The following is a 25,578-nucleotide window of genomic DNA, read 5'->3' on the forward strand; positions in this document are numbered from 1 at the left end:
GCTAAGGGGACTGGGGTGATTGCATCTTGTAGTCCCCGAAAGGAATAACTATGGAACAATACAATGTAACCGGAATGAGCTGCGCCGCGTGCCAGGCCAGAGTTGAGAAGGCAGTAAATGCCATCGACGGCGTAGAGAGCTGCGCTGTGAGCCTTCTCACCAACTCCATGGGCGTTGAGGGCAGCGCATCTAGCGAGGAAATAATCAAGGCAGTAGAGGCAGCAGGCTACGGCGCAAGCCTCAAGAAAGCTGGTAAAGTGGCCGCCTCCGCGGCAAACTACGATGATTCGTTAAAAGATACAGAGACACCGGTACTTAAAAAGAGACTCATAGCCTCAGTAATATTGCTGATCCCACTGATGTACGTCTCAATGGGACACATGCTGTGGAACTGGCCATTGCCGACCTTTCTTGATGGCAATCACGTGGCAATGGGAATCTATGAGCTCCTCATAGCCGGATTTATCATGGTGATAAACCAGAAGTTCTTTATCAGCGGATTCAAGGGCCTCATTCACAGATTCCCCAACATGGACACGCTGGTGGCCCTTGGAGCTACTGCATCCTACGCATACAGCGTATACGCCCTTTTCGCTATGACTGGTGCAGTGATGAATGGCGCCACAGACAAGGTCATGTACTTCATGGACCAATTTTATTATGAATCTGCCGCAACAATCCTGACTCTCATCACAGTGGGCAAGACCCTTGAGGCCAGATCGAAAGGCAAAACAACAGATGCTCTTAAGTCACTTATGAAGCTGGCACCCAAGACCGCAGTTATTCTTGAAGGCGGTGAAGAGAAGACTGTCTCTATAGAAGAAGTAGCAGTTGGTGACAGATTCGTGGTAAGGCCCGGCGACAGCATACCTGTGGATGGTATTGTAAAAGAGGGAGCAAGCGCCGTTAACGAGTCGGCCCTCACCGGAGAAAGCGTTCCGGTGGAGAAGCAGATCGGAGACAAGGTCTCTGCTGCAACCATCAATACCTCAGGCTACATGGTATGCGAGGCCACAAGAGTTGGCGAGGACACTACCCTTGCCGGAATCATCCGAATGGTCAGCGATGCCGCTGCAACCAAGGCACCAATTGCCAAGATCGCAGACAGAGTATCAGGGGTATTCGTGCCCACAGTAATCGGAATTTCTTTGGTCACCTTTATCGTGTGGCTTCTGGTAGGACAGACCTTTGGATACGCCATGGCAAGAGCTGTTTCGGTTCTCGTAATCAGCTGCCCATGTGCTTTGGGATTGGCAACTCCGGTTGCCATAATGGTTGGAAACGGCGTTGGTGCTAGGAACGGAATTCTGTTCAAGACCGCAGCGGTCCAGGAGCTTACAGGTAAGACCCAGATCGTGGCCCTTGATAAGACTGGAACCATAACAACAGGAATTATGCAGGTTACAGACCTCCTTCCTGTAGAGGGAGCCCTGGAAAAAGACCTGCTTACCGCAGCATATGCACTTGAAGCCAAGAGTGAGCACCCAATTTCAAAAGCTATTGTTGAATATGCAAAAGAGAAAATGGCAGAGCTTAAGGACGTTGCAGAGTTTGAAGCTCTTCCTGGAAACGGACTTAAGGGAAAGCTTGATGGAGTTACAATCACTGGTGGTAATACGAAGTTTATTTCGGGAATTCTGGATAACCAGAAATTAACCCAAATAATAGTAAAGAACACTTATGCTAACACGGATGGAGTAAGTGCTTCTAGCTGTATAGACCAACTTGCATCTCAGGGTAAGACACCGGTTCTTTTCACCGAGGGTAATAACCTTATTGGAATAATTGCAGTTGCTGATACAATAAAAGAGGACACACCTCAGGCAGTGTCCGAGCTCAAGAACATGGGCATCCATGTGGTGATGCTGACCGGAGACAATGAGATCACAGCTAGGGCCATTGCAGATCAGGCAGGAGTTGATGAAGTCGTAGCCGGAGTTCTGCCCGACGGAAAAGAGGCAGTTATCAGGAAGCTCATGGAAAAGGGAAAGGTTGCCATGGTTGGCGATGGAATAAACGACGCCCCGGCTCTTACCCGCGCAGATGTTGGAATAGCTATTGGAGCAGGAACTGATATCGCCATAGATACAGCAGACGTTGTTCTTATGAAGAGCAGCATTAGTGATGTGGCAGCAGCCATCAGGATTTCCAGAGCTACCATCAAGAATATTCACGAGAACCTGTTCTGGGCATTCTTCTACAACGTTATTGGAATACCCCTTGCTGCAGGCTGTTATGTGGCTGCTTTCGGATGGACTCTCAACCCAATGTTCGGAGCAGCAGCCATGGGCCTTTCAAGCTTCTGCGTAGTATCCAATGCGCTTAGGCTAAATTGGCTCAAGGTTCACGATGGAACTAAGGATAAGACAGTAAAAAATCCAATCAATTACAGGATCATCCAGTCGGATAATAATCAGACTGACAAGGATATCAATGATAAAGATGTCAAAGATAGAGATATCAAAGACAGAGACATCAAAGAAAAAGAAACCAAAGAAAAAGATATCAAAGGCAAAGATATAAATGAAAAGGAAATCAAAGAAAAGGAGAATAAAGAAATGAAGATCAAAGTTAATGGAATGATGTGTGCACACTGTGAGGCTCATGTAAAGAAGGCTCTTGAGGCAATTGATGGAATCGAAACAGCAGTAGCTTCCCACGAGGAGAACCTTGTAACTATCACAAACTCCAAGGACGTTGACGAGGAGCTCATTAAGGCAGCAGTTACAGAAGCCGGCTATGAGTACGCAGGAATCGCGTGAGACAGAAAGAAATTGACGAGCAGAATACTTATGCAAGGTCAATAATAAGACATATGGAAGAAGTGGGAACAGACATCAAGCAAAGCCTGAATAGAGGATTATAAAAGTTAAAAACTACGCTATTGATTATGATATGTACCCTCTTTATTGGATATCCAGTAAGGAGGGTACATATCTTAAGAAATGACGCAGTTTTTTGTTATAATTAGAACAATGACAATAATTAAAAAGAGGTACGAGGATGAATATCCAGATTTTTGGCACCAAGAAGTGCAACGACACCAAGAAAGCAGAGCGTTTCTTCAAAGAGCGCAATATCAAATATCAGTTTATTGATCTTAAGGAGAAGGGCCTTAGCAAGGGCGAGCTCACATCCGTGGCAAGCGCTGTTGGCGGCGTCATGAGCATGGTCAACCCAGATGCCAAGGACAAGGACACAGTAGCCCTTATCCAGTACATTGCAGATGAGGACAAGTTCGACAAACTCCTTGAGAACCAGCAGATCATCAAGACCCCTGTGGTCAGAAACGGCAGACAGGCCACTCTTGGCTATCAGCCGGATGTATGGAAAAAGTGGGAATAAGAGACATAGATAACTATGGATAAGCCAAATTTTAAAGACCTAAAAAAGCTGATAAAGGCAATCGACGACACAAATGCCACCTTCAAAAGCATCTACAATGACAGGGATATTCAGGCAAACAATATCAAGCATCTGTGCAACAAGATTGCAGGGAACCAGGCTCGTAAGGACCTTTGTAATGTTTCTGTGGATGAGCTTAAAAACGCCAAAGCAGGAATCCGTGTGCAGGCCCTTATTGATGCCGGGTACACCACCTTTGGGCAGATAGTTAAGGCTACTGACTACGAAATACAGGCAGTTGACGGCATTGGAGAAAAGCAGACTGAGGCAATAAGAAATGTCATTACCGAATTTGCCAATAGCCTTGCCTCCAGAGTCACAATCCGCCTGGATGCAGATCCCCAGGCAGAAAACCCGGAGGATAACGCAGCCCTAATTACAGAGATTGCCAATTACCTTAATAGTGAAAAAGTTAGAAAAGAAGCATTGGAAGCAGCACAGAACCTCGATGTTTATGCCCTGAAGATTAAGGATAGCGGCATCATAAGAAACGGCGTCCACTGGATCTTTTCATCTGCTACCACCAAGCAAAAGACCGTGGCCATGGCAGATGATATATATGAGTTTTGCAACAGTGCATTCTTTAATAAGATGCTTCACACTATCGACTTGTATCAGGAAGCATCCCATACATCTCAGAGTGTTGCACTAGAGTCATTTAATACCAACAGCGCAGACTTCTATGCACTTCTGGAAAGCCTTGGCAATGCTACAGGAAACAAACCCTTTGTATATGACAGCATTCCCGCCCAGCTTGCAGAAGAAATAAATGAGACACAGCTCAATCTCGATGAGTTTTGCGGAACACTAAGAGCATATCAAGCCTTTGGAGCCAAGTACATTCTCCATCAGAACAAAGTCCTCCTGGGGGATGAGATGGGACTTGGTAAGACCATCCAGGCCATTGCCGCCATGTCCCACATACAGGCAACAAAGAAAGATAAATGTCATTTTCTCATTGTCTGTCCTGCCAGCGTCCTCATTAACTGGGCAAGAGAACTTAAGAAGTTCAGCAGAATAGAAGCCTATATTGTACATGGCCAGACCCTCGAGGATTCTTTTAACAGATGGAGGGAAAACGGCGGCGCAGCCATAACCAACTACGAATCCATGGGCAAGATTGTGGACCGCATCGACAACCACATGTCACTGGCCATGCTGGTCATCGACGAAGCCCATTACATGAAGAATCCTGATGCAAAAAGAACTATGTACATCCGAAGGCTCGACAACGAGTCCGAGAGAATTCTTTTGATGACAGGCACGCCCCTTGAAAACCGCGTGGATGAAATGTGCAACCTCATAGATTTTGTCCGCCCTGATATGACCAAGGAGGTAAAAGAGCTGGCGAATATCAGCCACCTTCCTCAGTTCAAGGAAAGCCTCGCTCCCGTTTATATCAGAAGAACAAGACAGCAGGTTCTCAAGGAACTTCCTGAGATTGCTCAGGAACAGGAGTGGTGTAGCCTTACAGATTCGGACAGAGATGCTTACAAAGATGCCATCCTCAGTGGAAGCTTCTCCGACATGAGAAGAGTTTCCTTCCTTCAGGACGACATGGCCACCTCTTCCAAGTGCGCGAGATTGTTAGAGCTTCTTGATCAGGCCAGAGACCAGGGTAGAAAGGTCATCATATACTCTTTTTACAAAGAAACAATTTCCAAAGTCAGCGCCCTTTTGGGCAGCAGATGCATTGGCGTTATCAGCGGAGATACCAAGATGGCCACAAGGCAGTTCCTGGTGGATAAGCTGGCAGATGCCCCCGGGGGAAGCGTTCTGGTGAGCCAGATTATAGCAGGCGGTGTTGGACTTAACATCCAGGCGGCCAGCATCGTGGTCTTCTGCGAACCTCAGATCAAGCCTTCATTGGAAAGCCAGGCTCTTTCAAGAGTCTACAGAATGGGCCAGGTCAGAAACGTCCTTGTGTACAGGCTTCTTTGCCCCGATACAATTGACGACCAGATGATGCTGATCCTCGATGAGAAGCAGATGGAATTTGATAATTATGCCGACGAATCCGTTGTTGCAGGTGCTTTTGACAACATCATGGACAAGGAATGGATCACCAAGGCAATAGAACAAGAAAGACAGAAATACTTACCTGCGGTTTATGGAGCTTAAATAGATTACAGGTAGATTAGGAATGACAATTGATTTACTGAATGCTAATACGGAGAAGAATAATGACTATAGATCAGATTATTTCAATAGTAAAGGAAGCCGGAGACATACTACTTACTGCTAAGCGTCCTAAGATCATGGAGAAGTCAGGACATGCCAACTTCGTCACTGAGACAGATGAGAAAGTTCAGAGATTTCTGGTGGAGAGATTTAAGAGAATTCTTCCTGAGGCCGAATTCCTTGGAGAAGAGGACGGCCAGGATGTCTTTTCCGCCAAGATGGCAAGCGGATACTGCTTCGTCATTGACCCGATAGATGGAACCTCAAACTTCATCTATGAGTATCGACCATCAGTTATATCAGTGGGCCTCCTTAAGGACGGCAAGCCCTACATGGCAGTTGTCTACAATCCTTACGACGACATGATGTTCTCTGCCACAGCAGGCCAGGGCGCCTTCATGAACGGCGAAAAGATCATGTCCTCCGAAGCCCCGCTTTCCGAGCAGCTTGCATGCTTTGGTACCGCGCCTTACTACGAGGAATACAGAGACAAATCCTTTGACATTGCCAAAAACCTCCTTCCTCTCTGTGTCGACCTTCGTAGATCCGGCACCGCCGCCTGGGATATGTGTAGCGTTGCCATTGGTCGTTGCGGCCTTTACTTCGAGCTCAAGATCCAGATCTGGGACTACGCCGCAGCAGCCCTCATCGCCAAGGAAGCAGGCTGCAGCGTCACCGACATCGACGGCAACCCCCTTTCCTACACCGGCGCCTCCTCAACTCTTTGCATGAGTCGTGGTGTAAAAGAAATCCCGGAGTGCTTTGGGTGAGCTTTTTCATGAGCTATTGTGATGGGGGATTGGACTAGGTGAGTGGGGAAATCGAAGAGATAATTGTGGTGGAATTGATTATAGGGGAGCTCGTAATAACAAGAATTAAGAATGGTTTCATTTGGTATTACCTGACTGGAGCGTTGTAGGACCAAACAGCACATTAAAGATAGAATTTATTCCAAAGGGTTTACAAAGGTAAGTAAATTTTCGAGGCTTTCACATTTTTGTGAAAGCCTTTTTTTGCCTCCATCAGAAGTGATAAAATAAAACCAATGCAAATGAATGAATAAAAGAAGAATAACAAGTATAGGAAACTAGCCACCATGGAATACATCGACATTTTCACCCGCTCCGGGCAGTACACCGGGGTTACCAGACCCAAGCATGATCCCAAAAAGCCCGGAGAATATTATAGACACGTCCTCATAATCATGAAGACAACAGAAAGCCCCGCGCCGGGAGAGGGCGAAGGACAATACATCGTTCAGCAGAGATCCCTCAAGGCCAAGTACTACCCGGGCAAGTGGGACATGACCGGAGGCGCTGTGATGGCAGGAGAGGAGCCAGAGGCAGCAGTCATAAGGGAAGTTCAGGAAGAACTGGATATAACAATTCCGGCAAAAGACCTGCAGTTGGCCTTCAACCGCATCGTAGATTGGGAGGATGGCACAGGCCTACTTCTCTCTGTATTCATGTGCAGAGTGGATGTGCCGGAAAGCGGCTTTAAATTTGACCCCAAAGAAGTAAATGACGTGAAAGTCATGCCCTTTAGTGAATTCCTTCATCACGTATCGGACCACAACGACGAAGATTTCTGCAACGAACTGAAAGATATAGAAAAGATACTATGAATATTCGACAGACCAAGGACATAGAAAAGAATCTATGAATATTCGACAGACCAAGGAGATAGAAAGAAAACTATGATATACATCGGATGTCACTTATCAGTTACAAACGGATACGAGGCCATGGGCCATCAGATGGTGGACTTTGGCGGAAGCACCTTTGCCTGGTTTACGAGAAACCCTCGCGGCGGCAAATCCAAGGATGTCACCCCGGAAGACGTCAAGGCCTTACAGAACATACTTGAGGAAAAGAAATTTGGCAAGCTTGTAGCTCATGCCAGCTATACCATGAATCTTTGCTCCGCCAATCCTGACACTAGAGCCAACGGCCTTGATATGCTTCAGAAGGACCTGGAAAAAATGGAGGCTCTTCCCGGACAGTATTACAATTTCCATCCAGGTTCACACACAGGACAGGGCCCGGAGGTTGGAATAGAGCAGATAGCTGACGGCCTTAATAAAGCTCTTTTCCCGGAAATGCAGACAACTGTGCTCCTTGAGACCATGGCCGGAAAAGGCTCAGAAGTAGGAAGAAGTTTCGAGGAGCTTAAGGCAATCATCGACCGTGTAGAACTAAATGATAAACTTGGGGTGTGCTTTGACACATGCCATACCTGGGATGCGGGTTACGACATAGTAAAAGACCTGGACGGCGTCCTTGACCGTTTCGACAAGATTATCGGCCTTGATAAGCTCAAGGCAGTACATTTTAATGACAGCAAGAATCAGTGCGGCGCCGCCAAAGACCGCCATGAGAAGCTCGGACAGGGCTTTATCGGAATGGAAGCAATGAAGCGATTTGCCATGCATCCGGCATTTGAGGGCCTCCCATTTATTCTCGAAACCCCTAACGATGATGACGGCTATATCCAGGAGATTGCCACAGTGAAAAGCTGGTTTGAATAAATTTTGTCAGAAGACTCGGCAAAAAAGGTGAGCGCACCCCGATAATCGTCCTGTGCTTTTCAGTCTTCTCAACACTGGTGACCATTGCTGTGCTGAGGTGGAGATACAACCTCAAGAGTGAAGATTAAAACGGTTTCTGCAGCCAGAGGATAAGTAACTGAGAAAGGTAAGATTCTACATACTATGAGTAAACTACAGGTTTGCCTCAGGCATATTTCAGAAGTCTTTTTGTACGAGTACTACTGCCTGGGGGAAGATGAATATGAGATAAACACTGAAGATACCCTGACACCACACAAGGACAAGGCAAAAAAGTTGCGAGAAATGACCTTTCGCAGATCCAAAAGATTCTCGAGGATAACCAAATCCCAACCCAGGCCAACCCTGTGACTCTTGCCCTTTTGTACAAGGCAGCAGAAGAGGCAGCAGATGCCGGCGACCATAACCAGGCCCTTGACTGCTATAGGATGGTTTATGACCTCACTGCAGATGAAGAAGTTGGGAAAAGAATTAGCGGGTTCAATGCATGACACTAAAAGAAGCCTAACAGATGCTCTTGTATCTAATGGGAAACTTATCCGGGAACTAATCAGAACATAAAAAAGTACCTCCACCGGGAGCCTGCCGCAGTGAAGGTACCTTTATCTCTTAGGAAGATTTCTCATCGTGTATCTTCCTCCTTTCTTTTGTTACTTCTTATATCGGTGGGTGGTGCCGAGAATTTAACCCCAATAAATTAAATAATAATAAACTTACGGCTTCGTTACATTGTAGAGAAGCCTTTTTGTGCAATACCGCAATATATTGCATATATACGGCAAAAGAACTCCATTAAGCCACAATACCTAGTTGAGAGTTTTATAGGACTCAATAAGGCGCATACTAGGATCATAGAAACCAAGATTTGTATTGCAATAACTTTTGCAGAAGGAGGGACACCATGATCCAGTACGTATATACACCACAGGAGACTAACCAGAACATCACATTTGGAATAATCGGCAAAGGCATCCTTGGCAGCAACAAGAACCTTAGAGACCTGTCCAACCACACAGTGATCGTCGTAGCTGATGAGATCATGGATGAATCCATGGTAAAAGAAACAGCGGATGCGGTTCTAAATAGAGGCTGCAAGAACGTTGCTTTCTGCGGAGAGGTAGCAGAGGACCTTCGAAATATCTTTTACCGGGAAGACCTTGAGATTAACGGCTTCGAAGACTTCGCAGTTATGTGGGGAATTGAAGATGCCGATTCTCTGGCAGATGAAGTATCAACCTGCTGGAATGAAGTCCTCATCCTCTGCGATAGCATGTCAAACCTCAGAAACTGTCAGGATGTGATGAAAGAAGAAATGTGGGGATAAGTTAGTCGGCGTAGTAGTTTAGAAAGGAAGTGATAGCATGATTGACTTGATTCTTGATCTTATATTTTATGGAGCAATAGCAATGGCGCTTGCACCGGTTTTGCTCGGATTGTATGGAGTGTTCCTGGTGCTGAAAATCTTTTTCCTATCTTTTGGTAAGGGAATATGGTGTGTGTGCAGCTGCCCTTACTACTGGATCATAAGGCGAAGACGATGAAGATTTAACCAATGTTTGATGTGAAAGGAATAGGTGACCTCATGAAAAAGATGATAATTGCACTTTCAACAATAATCGCAGTTGGGCTGATTGTAGGCTTTACCGGTATCACAGTTCATGCCGGTGACTCCGACGATTATGCCCAGGCTTGGCTTGCCAAGATGCGTCAGCAGCAGGAAAAGTACATGGACGAACTCGAGGCAGATGGAAACCTCACTCAGGAAGCAATTGATTCCATCAGCAAAGGAACATCAACTAGAAAGCCTAATCACAAATCCGGTGGTAAAAGAACTAGCTCTGGCAGCTCAACTAGTGGCAGCAGCAACAGTTCTGGCTACTCAGGTTCCGGAAAAGGATGGGTATACTCTGCAGATGAACTTCACGTCATCGGACTTCCAACGGGGGAGAATGGTTACACCAAACCAGGGTATTATGGGGATGTGGATTAAGTATAAGTTGGGGTAGGGGATGATCATATATCATCTCCTGCCCCTGTGCCCTTTTAGGAAGGTGGTGATTCCTATGTTATTTATGTTTGAACTACTGCTTGCAATCATCATAGTGGCCGTAAGACATTACCTTAAGAATAAAGCCAAATGCCGGATGAAGACGAAGCTTATGATGCAGCTGAAGATTACTGGAACGATAATTATTGATGAAAGTGTAGTACAATAGAAAACAAAAACGGAGTGTTCCACATAGAGATGAAGAAGTTAAAGATTACATTCAATTCTCCAGTAGTACTTGGATTCATATTTATAAGTTTTGGAGTGCTGTTACTTGGGTATCTGACAGCTGGGATGACCAATCAGCTTCTGTTCATGACCTATCATTCAGCACTTACAGATCCGTTTACTTACGTAAGATTCTTTACACATGTATTAGGCCACAGCGGATGGGAACACTACATCGGTAATGCAGCATACATTCTTTTGCTTGGTCCTATGCTTGAAGAAAAATATGGCTCCAAGAGAATTCTTCAGGTGATTTTGATCACTGCAGTAGTGACAGGACTTGTGAATTATCTTTTGTTCTGGAATGTGGCTCTGTGCGGAGCCAGTGGCGTAGTGTTTGCGTTTATTCTTTTAACATCATTTACTAGCTTCAAGAATGGAGAAATACCGCTGACATTTATTCTGGTTGCTATCATCTTCATCGGGCAGCAGGTGTATGAAGGATTATTTCTTCAGGATAATATATCAAATCTGTCACATGTTTTGGGCGGCGTTATTGGTGCTATTGTGGGATATAGACTTAATAAGAAATAAAAATGAGAGAATCAGCAAAGAATTCAGAGATGGATTTGGAGCTGATTCTCTTTCCTTGGCTTGAATAAAGCTTTCTAAGCTCTTTTTATCTGAACAGGCTGAATATTCTGCGGGTGCGGGAATATTGCTTTTCTCTTTTCGGGCTCGTATGGCATGACAGCACGGATTGCCCTTTGAGCGTCTTGAAGCTTCGATCTCTCAAAGATGGGAACAATAATTCTATATGTCGATGGGTATGCGGCATTTTCCCTCATGTGGAATACTAGTTTATATTGAACCCCATTTAAAAAAGCTATAGCTCCCAGGATGGCAATGGGAATGGTATGAATAAGGTCATTAAGAGAAATAGTGCTCTCCATTGCCACATATACAAGTAAGAAACCAAGTAAAAAATGAATTACACTATACCGTTTTTTCAACTCGATTTTTTTCAGATTTTTAACTGGGACAATTGTAGTTTTACTTTTGTCTGATTGAATAGTAATGTTATATGGGGTAACGCTTAGCGTTTCTTTTAACCATTGGAATAGCAGATTATAAGTGTATGTGACAGTAAATTCATCCATGAGTATTATCCTCCATACATCAGTAATAGCTTTTGTAATATGGTAGCAACGAAATGTTAAGTACTAGTTAAGGAAGTATTAAGACGCATGAAATTTTATCGTAAAAAAGTTTAACCGTTTTCTAAATAAATTCTAATGGGAGGTATGAAATGAACAAGAATGCTAAAAGGGCACTTATTTGTGGGGGTATATTTTTAATTCAATTGGCAGTTTTGGCGGGAGTATCAATCGCACATGATAATGGAGCTTTTGAAACCTGGTACAGGAGCGTGTTCAGACATCCCAGGCTTATCGCAGTGGCCTGCGGTACAGTAATGGCAGCTTTGCTTATGCTGCTGTGCAGGCCGGAAGAGCCTATGGATATAGGTTATGCTTTGACTCCTGTGTTCTTGGGAAATCTTTTGATTAATGGCATTATAAGTCGCATGCATGGCACAGGCGCCGAAGAAAGCTACTATGGAACAGACCTTGGCTTTTGGGCTGACAGGCTCTTGTACATATTCAATAACATGATCGTGGTTGTGATCGTGCTACTGGCTCTATTTATGTATATTCAAAAGGGCGTAGTACGTGATGCCAAGAGGGGCGAGCAACCCAAGGCAAAAGACAAGGAAGAACGCGTAAAGGTAATACTTGCCGGTATGCTTTGTTCCACCTTTTTATGGGCGATATCAATGTCTGACCTAATGGACAGCTTTATGAATTCGTTTTTTGATATGTTTGATCCAAATAATAACTGGAGTGAATTTACGAGTCTGATCATTTGCGGGGTAATCCTTGATTTATTCCCGTATTTATGCATCAAGATATTCAGGGTGATAGAGTCCAGGAAGCAGCTTTTGATATTCGCAGCAAGTTCTTTTTTGACAAATATACTTATTTATGAGGTCGTTGAGAGAATTTTCTGGTGGGACGGTGCTGATGACGGATTTGGCTTTGGTATACTTTGCGGAGTGTTATCTTTTGCGCTGGTATTCCTGTATGTGATCATCATGGTAGACCCCATGTCACGAAGGGCGAAAGCGGAGGTCGCTTAAGGGAAAAGAAATTTCTTTTGCCATGTATTTTTTCCCTCGTATAAAAATGAGGATTTCAAAATACGAGATGCGCAGAGGCGCAGAAATTGGTTCCACCGCCAAGAAGCATTGATGGAAAATGTGGAACATATCTGAGCGTCGTTGCCATGCTTGAAAAGCTGGGAATAGACAAGGCAGCAGAGTATGAGAAGGCCTTCCTTGAGAAAAATGGAAGTCTTGATTGCAAGACTCTTATTGCGAAGAGGGCTGGTACCGGCAGGAACTGTAATGACCTGGTTGGTGAGGCTGCAGCAATGCTCGAAGAGATGATCGGGGAATAAAGTTTTTATCATAATGACAGCTAAACGATACAAGAGCCCATCCTTTCGGATAGGCTCTTGTAACGCTTCCCTTGGCTCGAATAAAGCATTCGCTATTCTCGCTGTAGATACTTGTTGATACCTCTGAGCTAGGCTTAAGCAGCTCCCAGTATCTTTTTCACATTCATTAACACTGCTGGCCTTTTGTAAAGCATAAGCTACTTGGACTGCTGTGTTTTTTATGTTCTGATTATTTATACGAAGGACGGGAAAGAAATGGCAAAAAATTTTTTTGTGAGGTTAGATGATGGAATATCTCGATATTGTTGATGAAAACGGAAATCCCACCGGGGAAACGGTGGAGAGGGCATACGCTCACAAGAATGGTGTGCACCATAGAACGGCGCATGTTTGGATTTTGAGAAGAAGAGAGGGCAAGATACAGGTTCTTTTGCAGAAGAGGGCAGAGACTAAGTCTTTTCCCGGATGTTATGACATTTCCAGCGCTGGCCATATTACAGCAGGACAGGAATTCCTTGAATCTGCGGTAAGAGAGCTTCGCGAGGAGTTGGGGATTACGGCGAACGAGTCTGATCTTGTATACTGCGGCGACAGAAGGATTGTCTGGGACGACGTATTTTTTGGAGAGGAGTACCACGACAGGCAGTTCACGAAGGTTTACTTTTTGTGGGCTGACGTGGAAGAAAGTGATCTTGTTCTCCAAGAGGAAGAAGTGAGCGGAGTGCTGTGGATGGACCTTGATGAATGCATAAGCGGAGTCAGGGATAATGCGTTCAAGAACTGCATCTATCCTGAGGAGCTCGAGATGGTCAGGGAGAGAGCGAAGCACTGATAATGGAGAATTGATTACGCGTGGTTGAGCAAAAATCGTAAAGAAAATACTACGAGTGCTGAGCCAAAAATCAGTTAATACTCGTAGTCTTGACTCTATCTAAGCGGAGTGGCTACGAGTGAGAAAGGAAAAACTGAGGATTAGGCGTAATCTGATATCATCCATATATTCAAGGAGAAGATAATCCAATAAAACATAACTTATGAACAGAATAAAGGGGGCTTTATGAGTAGATTAAAGGAACTGAGAAAGTATGTTGATAAGAAGCTTAACAAGATGGAAGATGAGGATAAAAGGACAAGTGCAATAGCGCACCTTTACGGAGTGTCTCTCGCTGCGCAGATGATAGCTAAGAAAAGGGGCCTTGATCCGGAGCTTGCGGCTATGGCGGCTATGCTCCATGATATGCATGCCTATAAGACGGGTTCTTATGATGACCACGCCCATCTTGGTGCGGATTATGCCAGGAAGATACTCACAAAGCTTGAGTTGACAACGCCTGAGGAGACAGACATTATCTGCTCAGCAATTTATCACCATGATGACAAGCTGACTGTGGATAGCCCTATGGACGAAGTCATCAAGGATGCGGACGTAATCCATCATTGCGTGAATGACCTTTCCAAGCCCATTAAGGAAAAAGAGCAGGCAAGGTTTGACAGTTTGATGAAAGAATTTGGGATTACTGAATAATATAGGCTTATAGAAGTATAGAGGTTTCGCGGCCTCTATATTTTTTTTCTCAAAAAGTATTGACTCTAACGTTACGTCATGGTTTAAGGTATAGTTACACGTGAAGGAGATGAAAGCCATGAAGACAGTAAATGAAGTAAGTAAACTGACAGGAGTGAGTATACGCACTTTGCAGTATTACGACCAAATAGGACTCTTGAAGCCGGCAGAATACACGGAGTCAGGCTACAGGCTGTATGACGATGCAGCACTGGAGAAATTGCAGCAGATTTTACTGTTCAAGGAGCTGGAGTTTCCGCTTAAAGACATAAAAGAAATAATAAACAGATCTGATTTTGACAAGACGAAGGCACTGGAGCAGCAGATTGAACTTCTGGAGTTAAAGAAGGAGCATATTGAGAATCTGCTCAATCTGTGCAATTACCTTAAAACGAGAGGAGTGAGAAGATTGGATTTTACAGCATTTGATAGCAGTAAACTTGAGGAATATTCAAAGAGAGCAAAAGAGCAGTGGGGAGAGACTGCTGCTTATAAAGAGTATGAGGAAAAGAGTAAAAACTGGACCAAGGAAGATAAAAGCAGCATGATGGCTGACTTTTCCAAGCTCTTTGAGGAATTCGGCACCATGAAGGATAAGGATCCCGCTTCCGCGGAGGTTCAGGGGCAGGTAAAAAAGATCCAGGATTTCATTACTGAGAATATGTATACCTGCACTAACGAAATTCTTTACAGCCTTGGAACCGGCTATGCAAGTGGCGGAGAGTTCACCCAGAACATCGACAAGATGGGCGGAAAGGGAACCGCAGAATTCGTATTTCAGGCAATTAAGATTTATTGCGGAAAATAAAACTACAACAAAACTTCCTCCAAAGATGTATTATTGATAAATACAATTCGTTTGGGGGTTGCGATGAAAAAAGCTGATAGACAACATAAAGGAAAATTTTGGAAGTGGCCGCTACGCTTGATTGCACTATTCTTTTTGGTAATCATGTATTTTGAAATTCCGGTCACGGAGCACATCAGTCTTGAGGGCAAGGGGAAGGTAAGCTCACCTGTGAGATTTGCGCTGGTTACTGACCTTCATTCTTGCTACTATGGCAAGAATCAGTGGCGACTTGTTCGTATGATCAAAAAAGAGAAGCCTGATGCAGTTCTTTTGTCGGGGGATATATTTGATAACAAGTTTACTGATGACAATTCCAAAGCGCTCATTGAGGCCATAGCTTCTGCATATCCATGTTTCTACGTCACCGGAAATCATGAAATCTGGAGCAAAAGAGAAAACGAAATTAAGGAATATCTTGTTTCTAAAGGGGTTGTAGTTCTTGACGGAGATTCATGTACCATAAACATAAACGGAAATGACGTTGATATATGCGGGGTTGATGATCCTACTTATATGTCACCGGAAGAGTGGCAAAGTCAGCTTGACAATGCGGATGCTATGTCCCATCCGGAGAATTACAAGGTTCTTTTGTCCCATAGGCCTGAAAAAGTAGATGTGTACAGGAGTTATAGCTTTGATCTTGTAGTTAGCGGTCATGCTCATGGAGGCCAGTGGATAAATCCGTTTACCGGAATTGGAACACTGGCACCGGATCAAGGTTACTACCCAAAGTATGTTAGTGGACTGTATGAGCTTTCTGAGGATACCGACATGGTTGTGAGCAGAGGCCTTTGCAGGGAAAGAATGCCTTATCCAAGGTTCTTTAATCATCCGGAAATAGTTATTATTGATATTTCATGAATAATGGTAGAATTAGTGTATGAAAAGCGCTAATTCTACCATTTCTTTTATAATCAACTTAACTATAGCGATCCTCACGGTAGTCCTTACAATGGGGCTTTTTAGAGAGGATGGAAAGTGGAATGTTCAGAGGGGAAAAAAGGCGATGCGCTATTTTACCCTTCAAAGTAATCTTCTGTGTGCTGCAGCATCTGTGTGCATGTGTATTTTCCCTGAAAAAATGTGGGTGTATTACCTGAAAATTGTTGGAACGGCTGGGGTTACAGTTACGATGCTGACGGTATTTCTTTTCCTGGCCAGAATTTATGGAATTGGGCCGCTACTAAAAGGCTTTGATCTATTCATGCATCTGCTAACGCCGCTGATGGCCCTTGCTTCGCTGTGTATATTTGAAAGAAGGGAAACCAGCCTGGGGGCGGCATTTCTGGGAATGTTACCTGTTGCATTGTACGGGCCGCTATATCTTTACAAAGTGGTATTTGCGCCGGAAGGCAAGGGATGGGAAGATTTCTATGGCTTTAATGCCGGCGGCAAGTGGAAGATTTCCTACGTGATCATGCACCTGGGATCGGCGCTGATGTGCTTGGCATTTTATTTTGTGCTGAATTTGTGAGGTTTTGCTTTGATTGGCAGATTGTGTGTTCAACAATTACATTGTGGCAGATGTATGTAGGTTGTAAGGAGAAAAAAGATGAGTAAGATAGAGCTTATACATGGTTCATGCGCAGATCAAAAAGCAGATGCTGTAGTAAACGCAGCAAACAGCGGGCTTTGGGCCGGTGGTGGAATATGCGGAGTTATTTTCAATAAGGCAGGAATGAAGGAACTTACGCAGGCGTGTGGCAAGTATAAAACGCCGCTTAAGGACGGAGATGCGGTAATTACGCCGGCATTTAACCTGACAAATGCAAAGGCGATAATTCATGCAGTGGGTCCAAACTTTGCGGTTACGCCTACTGCATTTGAAGAGTTGTTTAAGGCATATTACAACTCCCTGGTTGTTTTAAAAGAGAATGGCTATCACAGTATTTCTTTTCCGCTTATAAGTTCCGGAATATTTGGAGGAAATCTGGCTAATCCGGTGGCTGAATCAACTAAGCAGTGCTTATTGGCCTACAAGAAATTCGTTCAGGATTATCCTGATTATGAGATTGATGTAAAACTATGCGCTTATGGGCAGAATGAGATGATGAAGGCCGAGGCGGTGTTTGATTGCGAATGTTGCGGTTGAGTACCGTTACATGGCATTTTTGCGTGTGGAATAGATGGCTTAGCTTGGCTGAGAGCTCTTTTGCGGAATCTGGGCGAGAAGTACTGCGGCAAAGATGAATGCGCAGCCGAATATTTCGCGTACGGTCATGGTTTGCCTTAAAATGAGCCAACCAAATATGGATGAAAAGACGGATTCAAGGCTCATTATCAGAGAAGCGAGAGCCGGATTTATGTCGCGCTGGCCGATGGCCTGAAGTGTGTAACCTACGGCGCAGGAGAAGATTCCGGTGTAGAGGATGGCTACCCATGACAGAGGCGCCAAAAGGCTGCTGATCCATGCTGCGGGATCGGGCCTAAGCTCAAATATTAAGGCTGCCACCAGAGAAGCCACGCCGCTTACAAAGAACTGAATACAAGCAAGGGCGACAGGGCTCATTATTCTAGCATAGTGATCAACGCACAGGATCTGTACTGAGAACATCAGCGCACATCCAAGGAGCAAAAGATCTGCCGGGGAAATCTTCAGACCACTGCCTGCCACAGGGATGCAGAGCATGTACAAGCCAAGCAGGGCAATGGCTACAGCGGGCCAAACAAATACAGAACACTTTTTTCCTATAAATATCCCAAGAATCGGCACCAGGACGATATAGCAGGCGGTTAAAAATCCTGCTTCTCCGGCGTCAGCTCCCAGGGCAATTCCGCCCTGCTGAAAAGAAGATGCCAGAAAGAGAGCAGATCCGCATAGAAACCCGCCGACGAGTTTGCGAGGTGGAATCTTGGATGGCCTGACGTTATGTCCTTTAAGAAATGGAAGAAGGCACAGGCCTCCGATAATAAATCTGATTCCGTTAAAGGTGAAGGTGCCAACGCTTCCGCCTGCAACAGACTGGGCGACAAACGCAAGTCCCCACACAACAGACGCAAGAAGAAGCAGTAATGAACTTTTCATCTGGGTATCTTTAATTTTTGATGTCATGTTTGTTCTCCAAAAGGTTTTCTACTATTCTCCCGGCCATGTAAAGCTTATAGTCTAGCCTGGTTGGCTGCGGCGGGACTTCGCAGTAGTAGCTTTGAACAGCGTTTCTGGTGGCGATTGCAAAATACACTTCCCCGGGGACGCTGTCTGCGTTATTGGGGTCCACGTTGCCGAAGCTCCCTGTTACGCCTATTCCGAGGTCGGCGTCGTAAAAAGATCTGCAAACCTGCGCCATTTCTGTGGCGGTCTCTTTGGAGTAAACACCGTATTTTTCTATTGTATCTTTTGAAACACCCTGGCGAATTTTGGCTTCGTTACTGTAGGTGACAAAAGCCCCCTTCATAATAGCTGATGCACCTTCTGTATCAGTTATGAGAGAGGCAATCTGACCGGAGGTACAGCTCTCCATTGTGGTTATTGTGAGGTTTTTCTCTATCAGAAGTTTAGTTAATTTCTCGTATTTTTCTCTTACTTCTTTTTCCAAATTGCTCATTTAATGGCTCCTTTGTTGTATTCTCTAAGACCATAATAGTAGAATTTTTTGATTTTTTCTTTTAACGAGGCAGGCTCAATTACGAGGGCATCTCTGCCGAAACGCTTGAAGTATTCTTCCAGCTGAAGCTCGGGCCAGTCGAAGTAGTAGAGGTCGCCTTCAATCTTAGAGACGATAGGCCTGTTCTTGGTAATTGCCTTAAACTTTTTAACTCCATATTTGTTCAGACGAACGACGGCCTGGACTGTTAATGATACCGAATGAGGGCTCCGGATGGCTTTTTCCTGGAGCTCTTTTTGTGTGTCCGGATTTACGGGAAAAGAATCAGAGGTTACAAAAACGCTTCTGATCCTGGAAATTCTGAAGGTTCTGGGCCTTCTGGTGCTGCGATCCATGCAAAGCAGGTAGTTACACTGTTCTTCCTTGGAAGGAGCGATAATGTAAGGCTCTACAAGGTAGGCCTTCTCATCGCCGGATGTTGTATTGGTAAAAGACAATATCCGGTGCTCCTTGAGAGCTCTGGTAATGTCTTCGTAGGTATCCTTGAAGATAATGGCCTCTCGCTCACTTCTTGGTATGGACAGATAGGAGTTGAACATGTCCTTGAGGTACTGGGAGAGCGAGGTGTCTTTTAACATGTTATTCTCGATGATTCTTAGAATCTCGTAAGAGGAGCCGCTTACAGTCAGGGTGAGGGCAGAGTTCTTGCTGCTCTGGAAGTTGTCTGCCTTAATATATGTGCTGACAATCTTATCCGCCAGGAGCGCAGCATCCTTGTCACTTATGGATGTGATGGCGGTCAGATCCTGCTTGATGCTTGAAAGGAGGCTTTCGCTATCCTGCCTGTACCGGTCAAAGTAGTTCACAATCAGCGTCTTGAGGAAGGCGTTGAGGTTCACTGACTCGTCCTTCTTGGTGAACTCGAAGAGTTCGGCGTCGTTTATGAGTCTTGTTTTAGTATCATCTGAAAGATAAATTTTGTATTTCTCTGTCATGCTACGCCTCTTAATTGGGGTTGTGAAAATATCTCTTTTAACATGATTATATGTATATTTCACATTATATTGGGGTTGCGTTAGCAAGTCAATCTGCATCTTTTTATCTCCAATTCAAAGCGATATTATTAAATCACAACAAAGACACAGGCAGCAATCATTACAGGATAGCTAAGTGGTTAAGCACCGGATCATGAATCCGGAAATCGCGGGTCCGAATCCCGCTCCGACCCTTCGGGGTGTATGTGTCTTGAAAAATGGCCCATGACAGCCACAGAATCATGGGTCAAGTATTAAAGGGGTAAAAAGCAATGTTAGAATTCTTAAAGAAAGAAGCAAACAAAACTTATACAGAGAACGGCGCAGTTACATATGTTTCAACCAAGTCAGACTGCCTTGATCTCTTTGCTACAATCGGTGCGCTCAGAAACACAGCTGATGAAAATATCATAAAAAGATTTACAAGAGCTTATGCGGAGGATGCTGATTTTGCAATGAAGATGCTTTTCTTTGCAAGAGATATCAGAGGCGGCCTTGGTGAGAGAAGAGTATTCAAGGTAATCCTCAAATATCTGGCAGCTGCAGAGCCTGAATCTGTAAAAAGAAATATCGAGAACGTGGCAGAGTATGGCAGATACGATGACCTTTTGGCTCTACTTGATACACCTGTAGAAAAAGAGGTTATGGCATACATTAAGAAAACTTTTGATGCAGATATGGACGAGCTTGCTGAAAACGGTGAGAAGGCAGATGTATCTCTTTTGGCGAAATGGCTTCCTTCTGTGAATACAAGCAACAAGGATGCTGTCAGAAATGCCAAGAAGATTGCAAGATTCATGAAGATGTCTGATTGTGAGTATCGCAAAACACTCTCAGCTCTTAGATCGCAGATCAAAATCATTGAGAACAATCTTCGCGAAAGAGATTATTCTTTTGACTATGAAAAGCAGCCTTCAAAGGCACTGTACAAATACAGACAGGCTTTCGTCAGAAATGATCGGGAGAGATATCAAGCCTTTATAAATAGGGCTGAAGCAGATCCTTCTGTTATGCACATTGGAACACTTACACCATACGATGTGATCGCGCCTGTTATCAGAAGAAAAGAGTTTACTTTGGGCGAGAGACGTGCAATGAATGTAACCTGGAATGCCCTTGAGAATTATGCGGGTTCGGAGAATTCTCTTGTAGTGGTTGACGGATCAGGCTCAATGTACCATGGCGCTCATCCTACTCCTGCAGCAGTTGCTCAGTCCCTGGGCATCTATTTTGCAGAAAGAAATACCGGCGCATTCAGAAATCACTTCATAACATTCTCAACGAACCCAAGACTCATTGAGATCAAGGGTAGAGATATTGCGGAGAAGGTGCGTTACTGCATGGGCTTCAACGAGTGCAGCAACACAGATATTGAAAAGACCTTTGCGTTGATCTTAAGATCTGCTGTGGACAATAAGCTCACACAGGCAGATATGCCCGAGAAGCTTTACATAATCTCTGACATGGAGTTCGACTTCTGCGCCGGCAATTCGAAGGCAACAAACTTTGAACATGCCAAGGCAGAGTTCGCAAGATACGGCTTCAGACTTCCACAGATAGTTTTCTGGAACGTGAACAGCCGTAACATGCAGCAGCCAGTTGGGATGAATGATCAGGGCGTGGCGCTTGTTTCAGGCTGCAGCCCACAGATCTTTTCAATGTTAAAAGAGGGTAATTTAGAGCCATACAAATTTATGATGAGCGTGTTGATGAATGCGCGTTATCAGAAAATAGCGGCTTAGCTTAATAGAAGATGCTGGGAGAATGAAGACTCCCGGCCAGGATTGGAAGGAAAATTATGAATACAATTGAGATAAAAGGAAAAGTTAATACAGCTCTTTGCTACGCCAAGGTTGTGGAGGATGAGGCAATAGAGCAGATTAGACGAATGTGCGACTACCCAATGACAGAGGGGTCAAAGATAAGAATCATGCCTGATGTTCATGCAGGAAAGGGTTGCACAATCGGAACAACAATGACAATCACAGACAAGGCAGTGCCTAACGTGGTTGGCGTTGATATCGGATGCGGCATGTACACAGTTAATCTTGGCAAGCAGAAGATTGACCTGGAGAAGCTGGATATGGCGGCATTCACAATACCTTGCGGACGCGATGTGTGGGATGGAAGAATTGAGAAGTTCGATCTGACAGAGCTACGTTGCTATCGTCAGCTCAAGGAGGCAAAGCGTCTTGAGAGATCTTTAGGCACTCTTGGCGGCGGTAATCATTTTATCGAGGTGGACAGAGCGGCTGATGGCAGTCAGTACCTCATAATTCACTCCGGCTCAAGAAATCTTGGCAAGCAGGTAGCTGAGCTTTACCAGACTCTTGCGGTGGACCTTGATAAGGGAATCGGTGAGTATCTGGAGGCAAGGGAGCAGCTTATCAAAGAGTACAAGGAGCAGGGAAGACGTACTGAGATTCAGGCCGCGCTTAAGGAGCTTTATAACAAGAAGTACCACGAGGGACCAATGACCATGCCTGAGGATCTGTGCTATTTGTCCGGCAAGTACCTTGAGGACTACCTTCACGACGTGGAGATATGCCAGAGATTTGCCAAAAGAAATCGCGAGAAGATGGTGGAGATTCTTTTGGAGAAGACTGGTCTGTCAGCTGGTGAGTCTTTTCACACAGTTCATAACTACATTGATACAAAGGAGATGATCCTTAGGAAGGGATCTATTGCAGCTCACAAGGGCGAGAAGGTTCTGATCCCTATCAATATGAGGGATGGTTCTGTCCTTGCCATCGGTAAGGGCAATCCGGAGTGGAACTACTCAGCTCCCCACGGCGCAGGAAGGCTGATGTCCAGATCTGCAGCCAGAAACAACCTTTCAATGGAGGAGTACAAGGAGTCCATGAAGGGAATCTTCACCTCATCCGTCTGTGAGGCCACCATCGACGAGGCACCAATGGCCTACAAGTCCCTGGATGACATCATCGATGTAATCAAGGAGTCAGTGGAGATTATCGATGTGATGAAACCAATTTATAACTTTAAGGCAGCAAACTAATTTTATTAGAGCCATAAATAGCACTTAACCGCTTGTGGGAGAAGACTGAGGTAGTTCTTTATTCTCCATTTATACTTTTTTAACAATATTAATGAACGCAAAATAGTATAATTAATCTGTACAGTTATGTAGATTTTTAAGTGTTTACTGAGGGTGCAGGTTGAAGAAGCGATATATTATCATCATAAATATTGTGATAGTAGGGTTGATTCTCTTCATTATCGTGAAGTATGCCAACGATAGGGCGAGGGAGTCAAACCAGGCTTCGGTTGCGTCTTTTGAGAAGATGACGACGACCACAGAGCAGATCATAGCCAATTATCTGGAGGATGAGCAGCATCTGTGCGATATCTGGTCGAATTACATCAATAGGTCGGCGGAAGCGGGAGATCCTATGACCATTGATGAGGCGATTTCGTATATTAGAAAGGCCAAGATATCTCCGGAAATCTCGGGACATCTGATATATATTGATGACGGATCCATGAAGGGAATATCGACTACTGCCAGTACCACGGATACGTCGGATTATTCAATTAAGTATTCTCATATTTCAATTTTCGATAATCTTGAGATCAGTAACGTGGATGGTGCGGTAAACCTGACAAGGGCCTATACCAATCCGCTTAACGGTGTGCAGTCCATTGCATTTCTTAACAATGTTAAGGTTATGGACGAGGAAACAGGGGCGCTGAGACAGGGGCTTCTTTTACGCGTGGTACCGGTGAGCCGTCTTGAGCAGAAGCTGGTCTTCTTGAAGGGTGAGTACGAAGATGTGGAAATATCCCTTATAGACTGGGACGGAAGCTACATGATCCACGGCAAATCCCTTAAAAACAGCAATTTCTTTGAATATTTCAAATCCTATAACCCAATGTCTGCCCAGGAATACAACGAGGTTATAAATACGATCCTCACAGACATAGGATCCATGCATATTCACAACTCCAAGAATGAGGACTGCGTAATAGCTTATACCCCTCTCAGCAATCTTGAGGGTTGGTTTTTGGTGGCCTATATTCCGGCAAAAGAGCTGATAATGAACAGGTCAATTGACTGGATTCTTCTTGTTATCGTATCCATTGGACTTATGGTTCTTCTTCATTTCAACTTATTACTTCTCCTAAACTTCAACCGTAAGCTGACTGTGGCTGCGGAAGCAGCAAATCAGGCCAATGAAGCGAAGTCTCTGTTCTTGTCCACAATGTCCCATGACATCAGGACACCTATGAATGCCATAATCGGCATGAATGAGATGATCCTGAGAGATAGCCACGATGAAGGAATATTGATGTACTCAGAGAGCATCCGGGCTGCAGGAAGTACGCTTCTTGGAATCATCAACGATATCCTCGATTTCTCCAAGATTGAAGCGGGCAAGATGGAAATCATCAACGTGGACTACAACATAGCATCTCTTTTGAACGACCTTGTTAACATGGTTCAGCGAAAAGCTGATGAAAAGGGGCTTATCTTCAAGCTTGATGTGGACAGCAATATACCAAGAATTCTTCATGGTGATGAGATTAGGATCAAGCAGGTTATTACCAACATTCTTTCAAATGCGGTCAAATACACCCAGGAAGGTAGTGTTGTCTTCTCAATATCCTCCACAAAATGTGAAGAGGAGCCGAATCACGTAATACTCCATGTAAGCGTCAAGGATACGGGAATCGGAATCAAGAAGGAAGAGCTCAACAAGCTTTTTGTAGCTTTTGAGAGGATTGAGGAAAAGAAAAATCGAAACATCGAGGGAACCGGCCTTGGAATGGCCATTGCTCAGAACTTCCTCAACATGATGGGAAGTAAGATTCAGGTGGAAAGTGAATATGGAAAGGGCTCCGAGTTCTCTTTTGACCTGAAGCAAAAAGTGGTGAAATGGGAGCCCCTTGGGGAGTTTGATGCAGCTTACAAGAGCTTTATCAGAGACAGACAAAGGTACAAAGCTCAGTTCATTGCGCCTAAGGCAAGAGTGCTGGTGGTGGATGATACAGAGATCAACCTTAAGGTATTCGTAAGTCTTCTTGGTAAGACCAAGATACAGATAGATACTGCGGACAGCGGAGATGCGGGAATTGCGCTGTTTAAGAGAAATCTCTACGACGTGATCTTCCTTGACCATATGATGCCGGACAAAGACGGTATCGAGACTATCAAGGAAATGAAGGAGTGCACGGATACACCGAACCTGAAGACTCCGATCATATGCCTTACGGCCAACGCAGTCTCAGGAATGCGCGAGATGTACATAAATGCTGGCTTTGATGACTATCTTACGAAACCAATCGACACTAATAGACTAGAAAACATGCTGCTTACATATTTGCCGACAGATTTGATAGAGCAGCCACTAGATGAATTTTCCGATGCAGATAAATCAGTAGATGCAGAGAAAGACTCAAAACCTATTCATACACTTCTTCTAGTAGACGAAGACGTAGCCCTTCTCAAAAAACTAAAAGACCAGCTCTCTTCCGCGTACAACGTGGTGGTGGTCAAATCAGGAGAGCAGGCTTTGAAATATCTGGAAAAGCATGAGGCGCAGCTGATCATTATGAGCAGCGAAATGCCTGATCCGGGAGGCTTGGACGAGGACAAGCTAAAGAGAATGAATCTAAAAGACATTAGTCAGAACGAATTAACTTCACAGATAAAAGAGTTTTTGGGTGAAGGATGCTGAAAGGA

Annotated in this window: 26 protein-coding genes and 1 tRNA gene; 23 read left to right on the forward strand and 4 right to left on the reverse strand. The window is 44.6% G+C overall.

The features are described from left to right. The first annotated feature begins 50 nt into the window (after positions 1–50). The 11 genes from G613_RS0105910 (at position 51) to G613_RS0105970 (ending at position 10,961) form a co-directional block, all read left to right on the forward strand. The gene (locus tag G613_RS0105910) at positions 51–2,762 is read left to right on the forward strand and encodes a heavy metal translocating P-type ATPase (RefSeq protein ID WP_029231777.1); all 2,712 of its coding nucleotides are present in this window, start codon (positions 51–53) and stop codon (positions 2,760–2,762) included. Between the two features lie 241 nt (positions 2,763–3,003). After that, the gene (locus G613_RS0105915; RefSeq protein ID WP_029231778.1) at positions 3,004–3,345 is read left to right on the forward strand and encodes an arsenate reductase family protein; all 342 of its coding nucleotides are present in this window, start codon (positions 3,004–3,006) and stop codon (positions 3,343–3,345) included. A 15-nt stretch (positions 3,346–3,360) separates the two neighbouring features. Continuing rightward, on the forward strand, positions 3,361–5,526 hold the full coding sequence (locus G613_RS0105920; protein WP_029231779.1) for a DEAD/DEAH box helicase: 2,166 nt from the start codon (positions 3,361–3,363) through the stop codon (positions 5,524–5,526). Positions 5,527–5,567: 41 nt separating this feature from the next. Next, positions 5,568–6,356 (forward strand): inositol monophosphatase family protein, encoded by a 789-nt coding sequence (locus G613_RS0105925; RefSeq protein WP_029231780.1) that lies wholly within the window; start codon positions 5,568–5,570, stop codon positions 6,354–6,356. A 326-nt stretch (positions 6,357–6,682) separates the two neighbouring features. Then, complete coding sequence (locus G613_RS0105935) at positions 6,683–7,210, forward strand: NUDIX domain-containing protein (protein ID WP_029231781.1); 528 nt, start codon at positions 6,683–6,685, stop codon at positions 7,208–7,210. Positions 7,211–7,282: 72 nt separating this feature from the next. Continuing rightward, the gene (locus G613_RS0105940; RefSeq protein WP_029231782.1) at positions 7,283–8,113 is read left to right on the forward strand and encodes a deoxyribonuclease IV; all 831 of its coding nucleotides are present in this window, start codon (positions 7,283–7,285) and stop codon (positions 8,111–8,113) included. Positions 8,114–8,514: 401 nt separating this feature from the next. Continuing rightward, positions 8,515–8,643, forward strand: coding sequence for a hypothetical protein (locus G613_RS19990; protein ID WP_278246497.1), 129 nt, complete (start codon positions 8,515–8,517; stop codon positions 8,641–8,643). 410 nt (positions 8,644–9,053) lie between these two features. Then, the gene (locus G613_RS0105950; RefSeq protein ID WP_029231783.1) at positions 9,054–9,476 is read left to right on the forward strand and encodes a hypothetical protein; all 423 of its coding nucleotides are present in this window, start codon (positions 9,054–9,056) and stop codon (positions 9,474–9,476) included. Between the two features lie 37 nt (positions 9,477–9,513). Next, positions 9,514–9,693: a hypothetical protein gene (locus G613_RS0105955; RefSeq protein ID WP_029231784.1), complete on the forward strand. Its 180-nt coding sequence runs from the start codon at positions 9,514–9,516 to the stop codon at positions 9,691–9,693. 11 nt (positions 9,694–9,704) lie between these two features. Further along, positions 9,705–10,142 carry a hypothetical protein gene (locus tag G613_RS0105960; RefSeq protein WP_029231785.1) on the forward strand — a complete coding sequence of 146 codons (438 nt, stop codon included), beginning with the start codon at positions 9,705–9,707 and terminating at the stop codon, positions 10,140–10,142. 255 nt (positions 10,143–10,397) lie between these two features. After that, positions 10,398–10,961 (forward strand): rhomboid family intramembrane serine protease, encoded by a 564-nt coding sequence (locus G613_RS0105970; RefSeq protein ID WP_029674600.1) that lies wholly within the window; start codon positions 10,398–10,400, stop codon positions 10,959–10,961. Between the two features lie 74 nt (positions 10,962–11,035). On the opposite strand, the gene G613_RS0105975 is transcribed toward G613_RS0105970, so the two are convergent. Beyond that, positions 11,036–11,527, reverse strand: coding sequence for a hypothetical protein (locus tag G613_RS0105975; protein ID WP_029231787.1), 492 nt, complete (start codon positions 11,525–11,527; stop codon positions 11,036–11,038). 149 nt (positions 11,528–11,676) lie between these two features. Between G613_RS0105975 and G613_RS0105980 the strand changes: the two genes are divergently transcribed. The 8 genes from G613_RS0105980 (at position 11,677) to G613_RS0106015 (ending at position 17,390) form a co-directional block, all read left to right on the forward strand. Further along, positions 11,677–12,564: a hypothetical protein gene (locus tag G613_RS0105980; RefSeq protein WP_029231788.1), complete on the forward strand. Its 888-nt coding sequence runs from the start codon at positions 11,677–11,679 to the stop codon at positions 12,562–12,564. A gap of 86 nt (positions 12,565–12,650) precedes the next feature. Next, positions 12,651–12,884 carry a C-GCAxxG-C-C family protein gene (locus G613_RS0105985; protein WP_029231789.1) on the forward strand — a complete coding sequence of 78 codons (234 nt, stop codon included), beginning with the start codon at positions 12,651–12,653 and terminating at the stop codon, positions 12,882–12,884. A 337-nt stretch (positions 12,885–13,221) separates the two neighbouring features. Continuing rightward, positions 13,222–13,716 (forward strand): NUDIX hydrolase, encoded by a 495-nt coding sequence (locus G613_RS0105990; RefSeq protein ID WP_330361445.1) that lies wholly within the window; start codon positions 13,222–13,224, stop codon positions 13,714–13,716. Between the two features lie 225 nt (positions 13,717–13,941). Continuing rightward, positions 13,942–14,409, forward strand: coding sequence for an HD domain-containing protein (locus tag G613_RS0105995; protein ID WP_029231791.1), 468 nt, complete (start codon positions 13,942–13,944; stop codon positions 14,407–14,409). A 118-nt stretch (positions 14,410–14,527) separates the two neighbouring features. Then, on the forward strand, positions 14,528–15,256 hold the full coding sequence (locus G613_RS0106000) for a MerR family transcriptional regulator (RefSeq protein ID WP_029231792.1): 729 nt from the start codon (positions 14,528–14,530) through the stop codon (positions 15,254–15,256). Between the two features lie 63 nt (positions 15,257–15,319). Then, positions 15,320–16,159: a metallophosphoesterase gene (locus G613_RS0106005; RefSeq protein ID WP_029231793.1), complete on the forward strand. Its 840-nt coding sequence runs from the start codon at positions 15,320–15,322 to the stop codon at positions 16,157–16,159. A 19-nt stretch (positions 16,160–16,178) separates the two neighbouring features. Then, positions 16,179–16,772, forward strand: a complete 594-nt coding sequence (locus G613_RS0106010) for a hypothetical protein (RefSeq protein WP_029231794.1) — start codon at positions 16,179–16,181, stop codon at positions 16,770–16,772. Positions 16,773–16,850: 78 nt separating this feature from the next. Then, positions 16,851–17,390, forward strand: a complete 540-nt coding sequence (locus G613_RS0106015) for a macro domain-containing protein (RefSeq protein ID WP_029231795.1) — start codon at positions 16,851–16,853, stop codon at positions 17,388–17,390. 39 nt (positions 17,391–17,429) lie between these two features. Here the strand turns inward: G613_RS0106015 and G613_RS0106020 are convergent, their stop codons facing one another. From G613_RS0106020 to G613_RS0106030, 3 genes are read right to left on the reverse strand one after another with little or no spacing between them, the layout of a single operon-like run. Next, positions 17,430–18,350: a DMT family transporter gene (locus tag G613_RS0106020; RefSeq protein WP_051151040.1), complete on the reverse strand. Its 921-nt coding sequence runs from the start codon at positions 18,348–18,350 to the stop codon at positions 17,430–17,432. Continuing rightward, complete coding sequence (locus G613_RS0106025) at positions 18,334–18,843, reverse strand: CinA family protein (RefSeq protein ID WP_029231797.1); 510 nt, start codon at positions 18,841–18,843, stop codon at positions 18,334–18,336. The genes G613_RS0106020 and G613_RS0106025 overlap by 17 nt, the downstream gene beginning before the upstream one ends. Further along, positions 18,840–19,838: a WYL domain-containing protein gene (locus G613_RS0106030; protein ID WP_029231798.1), complete on the reverse strand. Its 999-nt coding sequence runs from the start codon at positions 19,836–19,838 to the stop codon at positions 18,840–18,842. Before G613_RS0106030 ends, G613_RS0106025 begins: the two co-directional genes overlap by 4 nt. A gap of 165 nt (positions 19,839–20,003) precedes the next feature. On the opposite strand from G613_RS0106030, the gene G613_RS0106035 reads away from it, so the two are divergent. The 4 genes from G613_RS0106035 to G613_RS18535 all read left to right on the forward strand — a co-directional run bounded on the left by G613_RS0106035 (position 20,004) and on the right by G613_RS18535 (position 25,573). Next, a tRNA-His gene (locus G613_RS0106035) sits at positions 20,004–20,068 on the forward strand. An 81-nt stretch (positions 20,069–20,149) separates the two neighbouring features. Beyond that, positions 20,150–21,619: a DUF2828 family protein gene (locus G613_RS0106040; protein WP_029231799.1), complete on the forward strand. Its 1,470-nt coding sequence runs from the start codon at positions 20,150–20,152 to the stop codon at positions 21,617–21,619. A 56-nt stretch (positions 21,620–21,675) separates the two neighbouring features. Beyond that, the gene (locus G613_RS0106045) at positions 21,676–22,893 is read left to right on the forward strand and encodes an RNA-splicing ligase RtcB (protein WP_029231800.1); all 1,218 of its coding nucleotides are present in this window, start codon (positions 21,676–21,678) and stop codon (positions 22,891–22,893) included. Between the two features lie 160 nt (positions 22,894–23,053). Further along, entirely contained in the window at positions 23,054–25,573 is a 2,520-nt protein-coding gene (locus tag G613_RS18535) for a response regulator (protein WP_029231801.1), read from the forward strand. Positions 25,574–25,578 lie beyond the last annotated feature (5 nt).

Origin of the sequence: Butyrivibrio sp. VCB2006 (assembly GCF_000420945.1) — a bacterium.
In the GTDB taxonomy this organism is placed as follows: domain Bacteria; phylum Bacillota; class Clostridia; order Lachnospirales; family Lachnospiraceae; genus Butyrivibrio.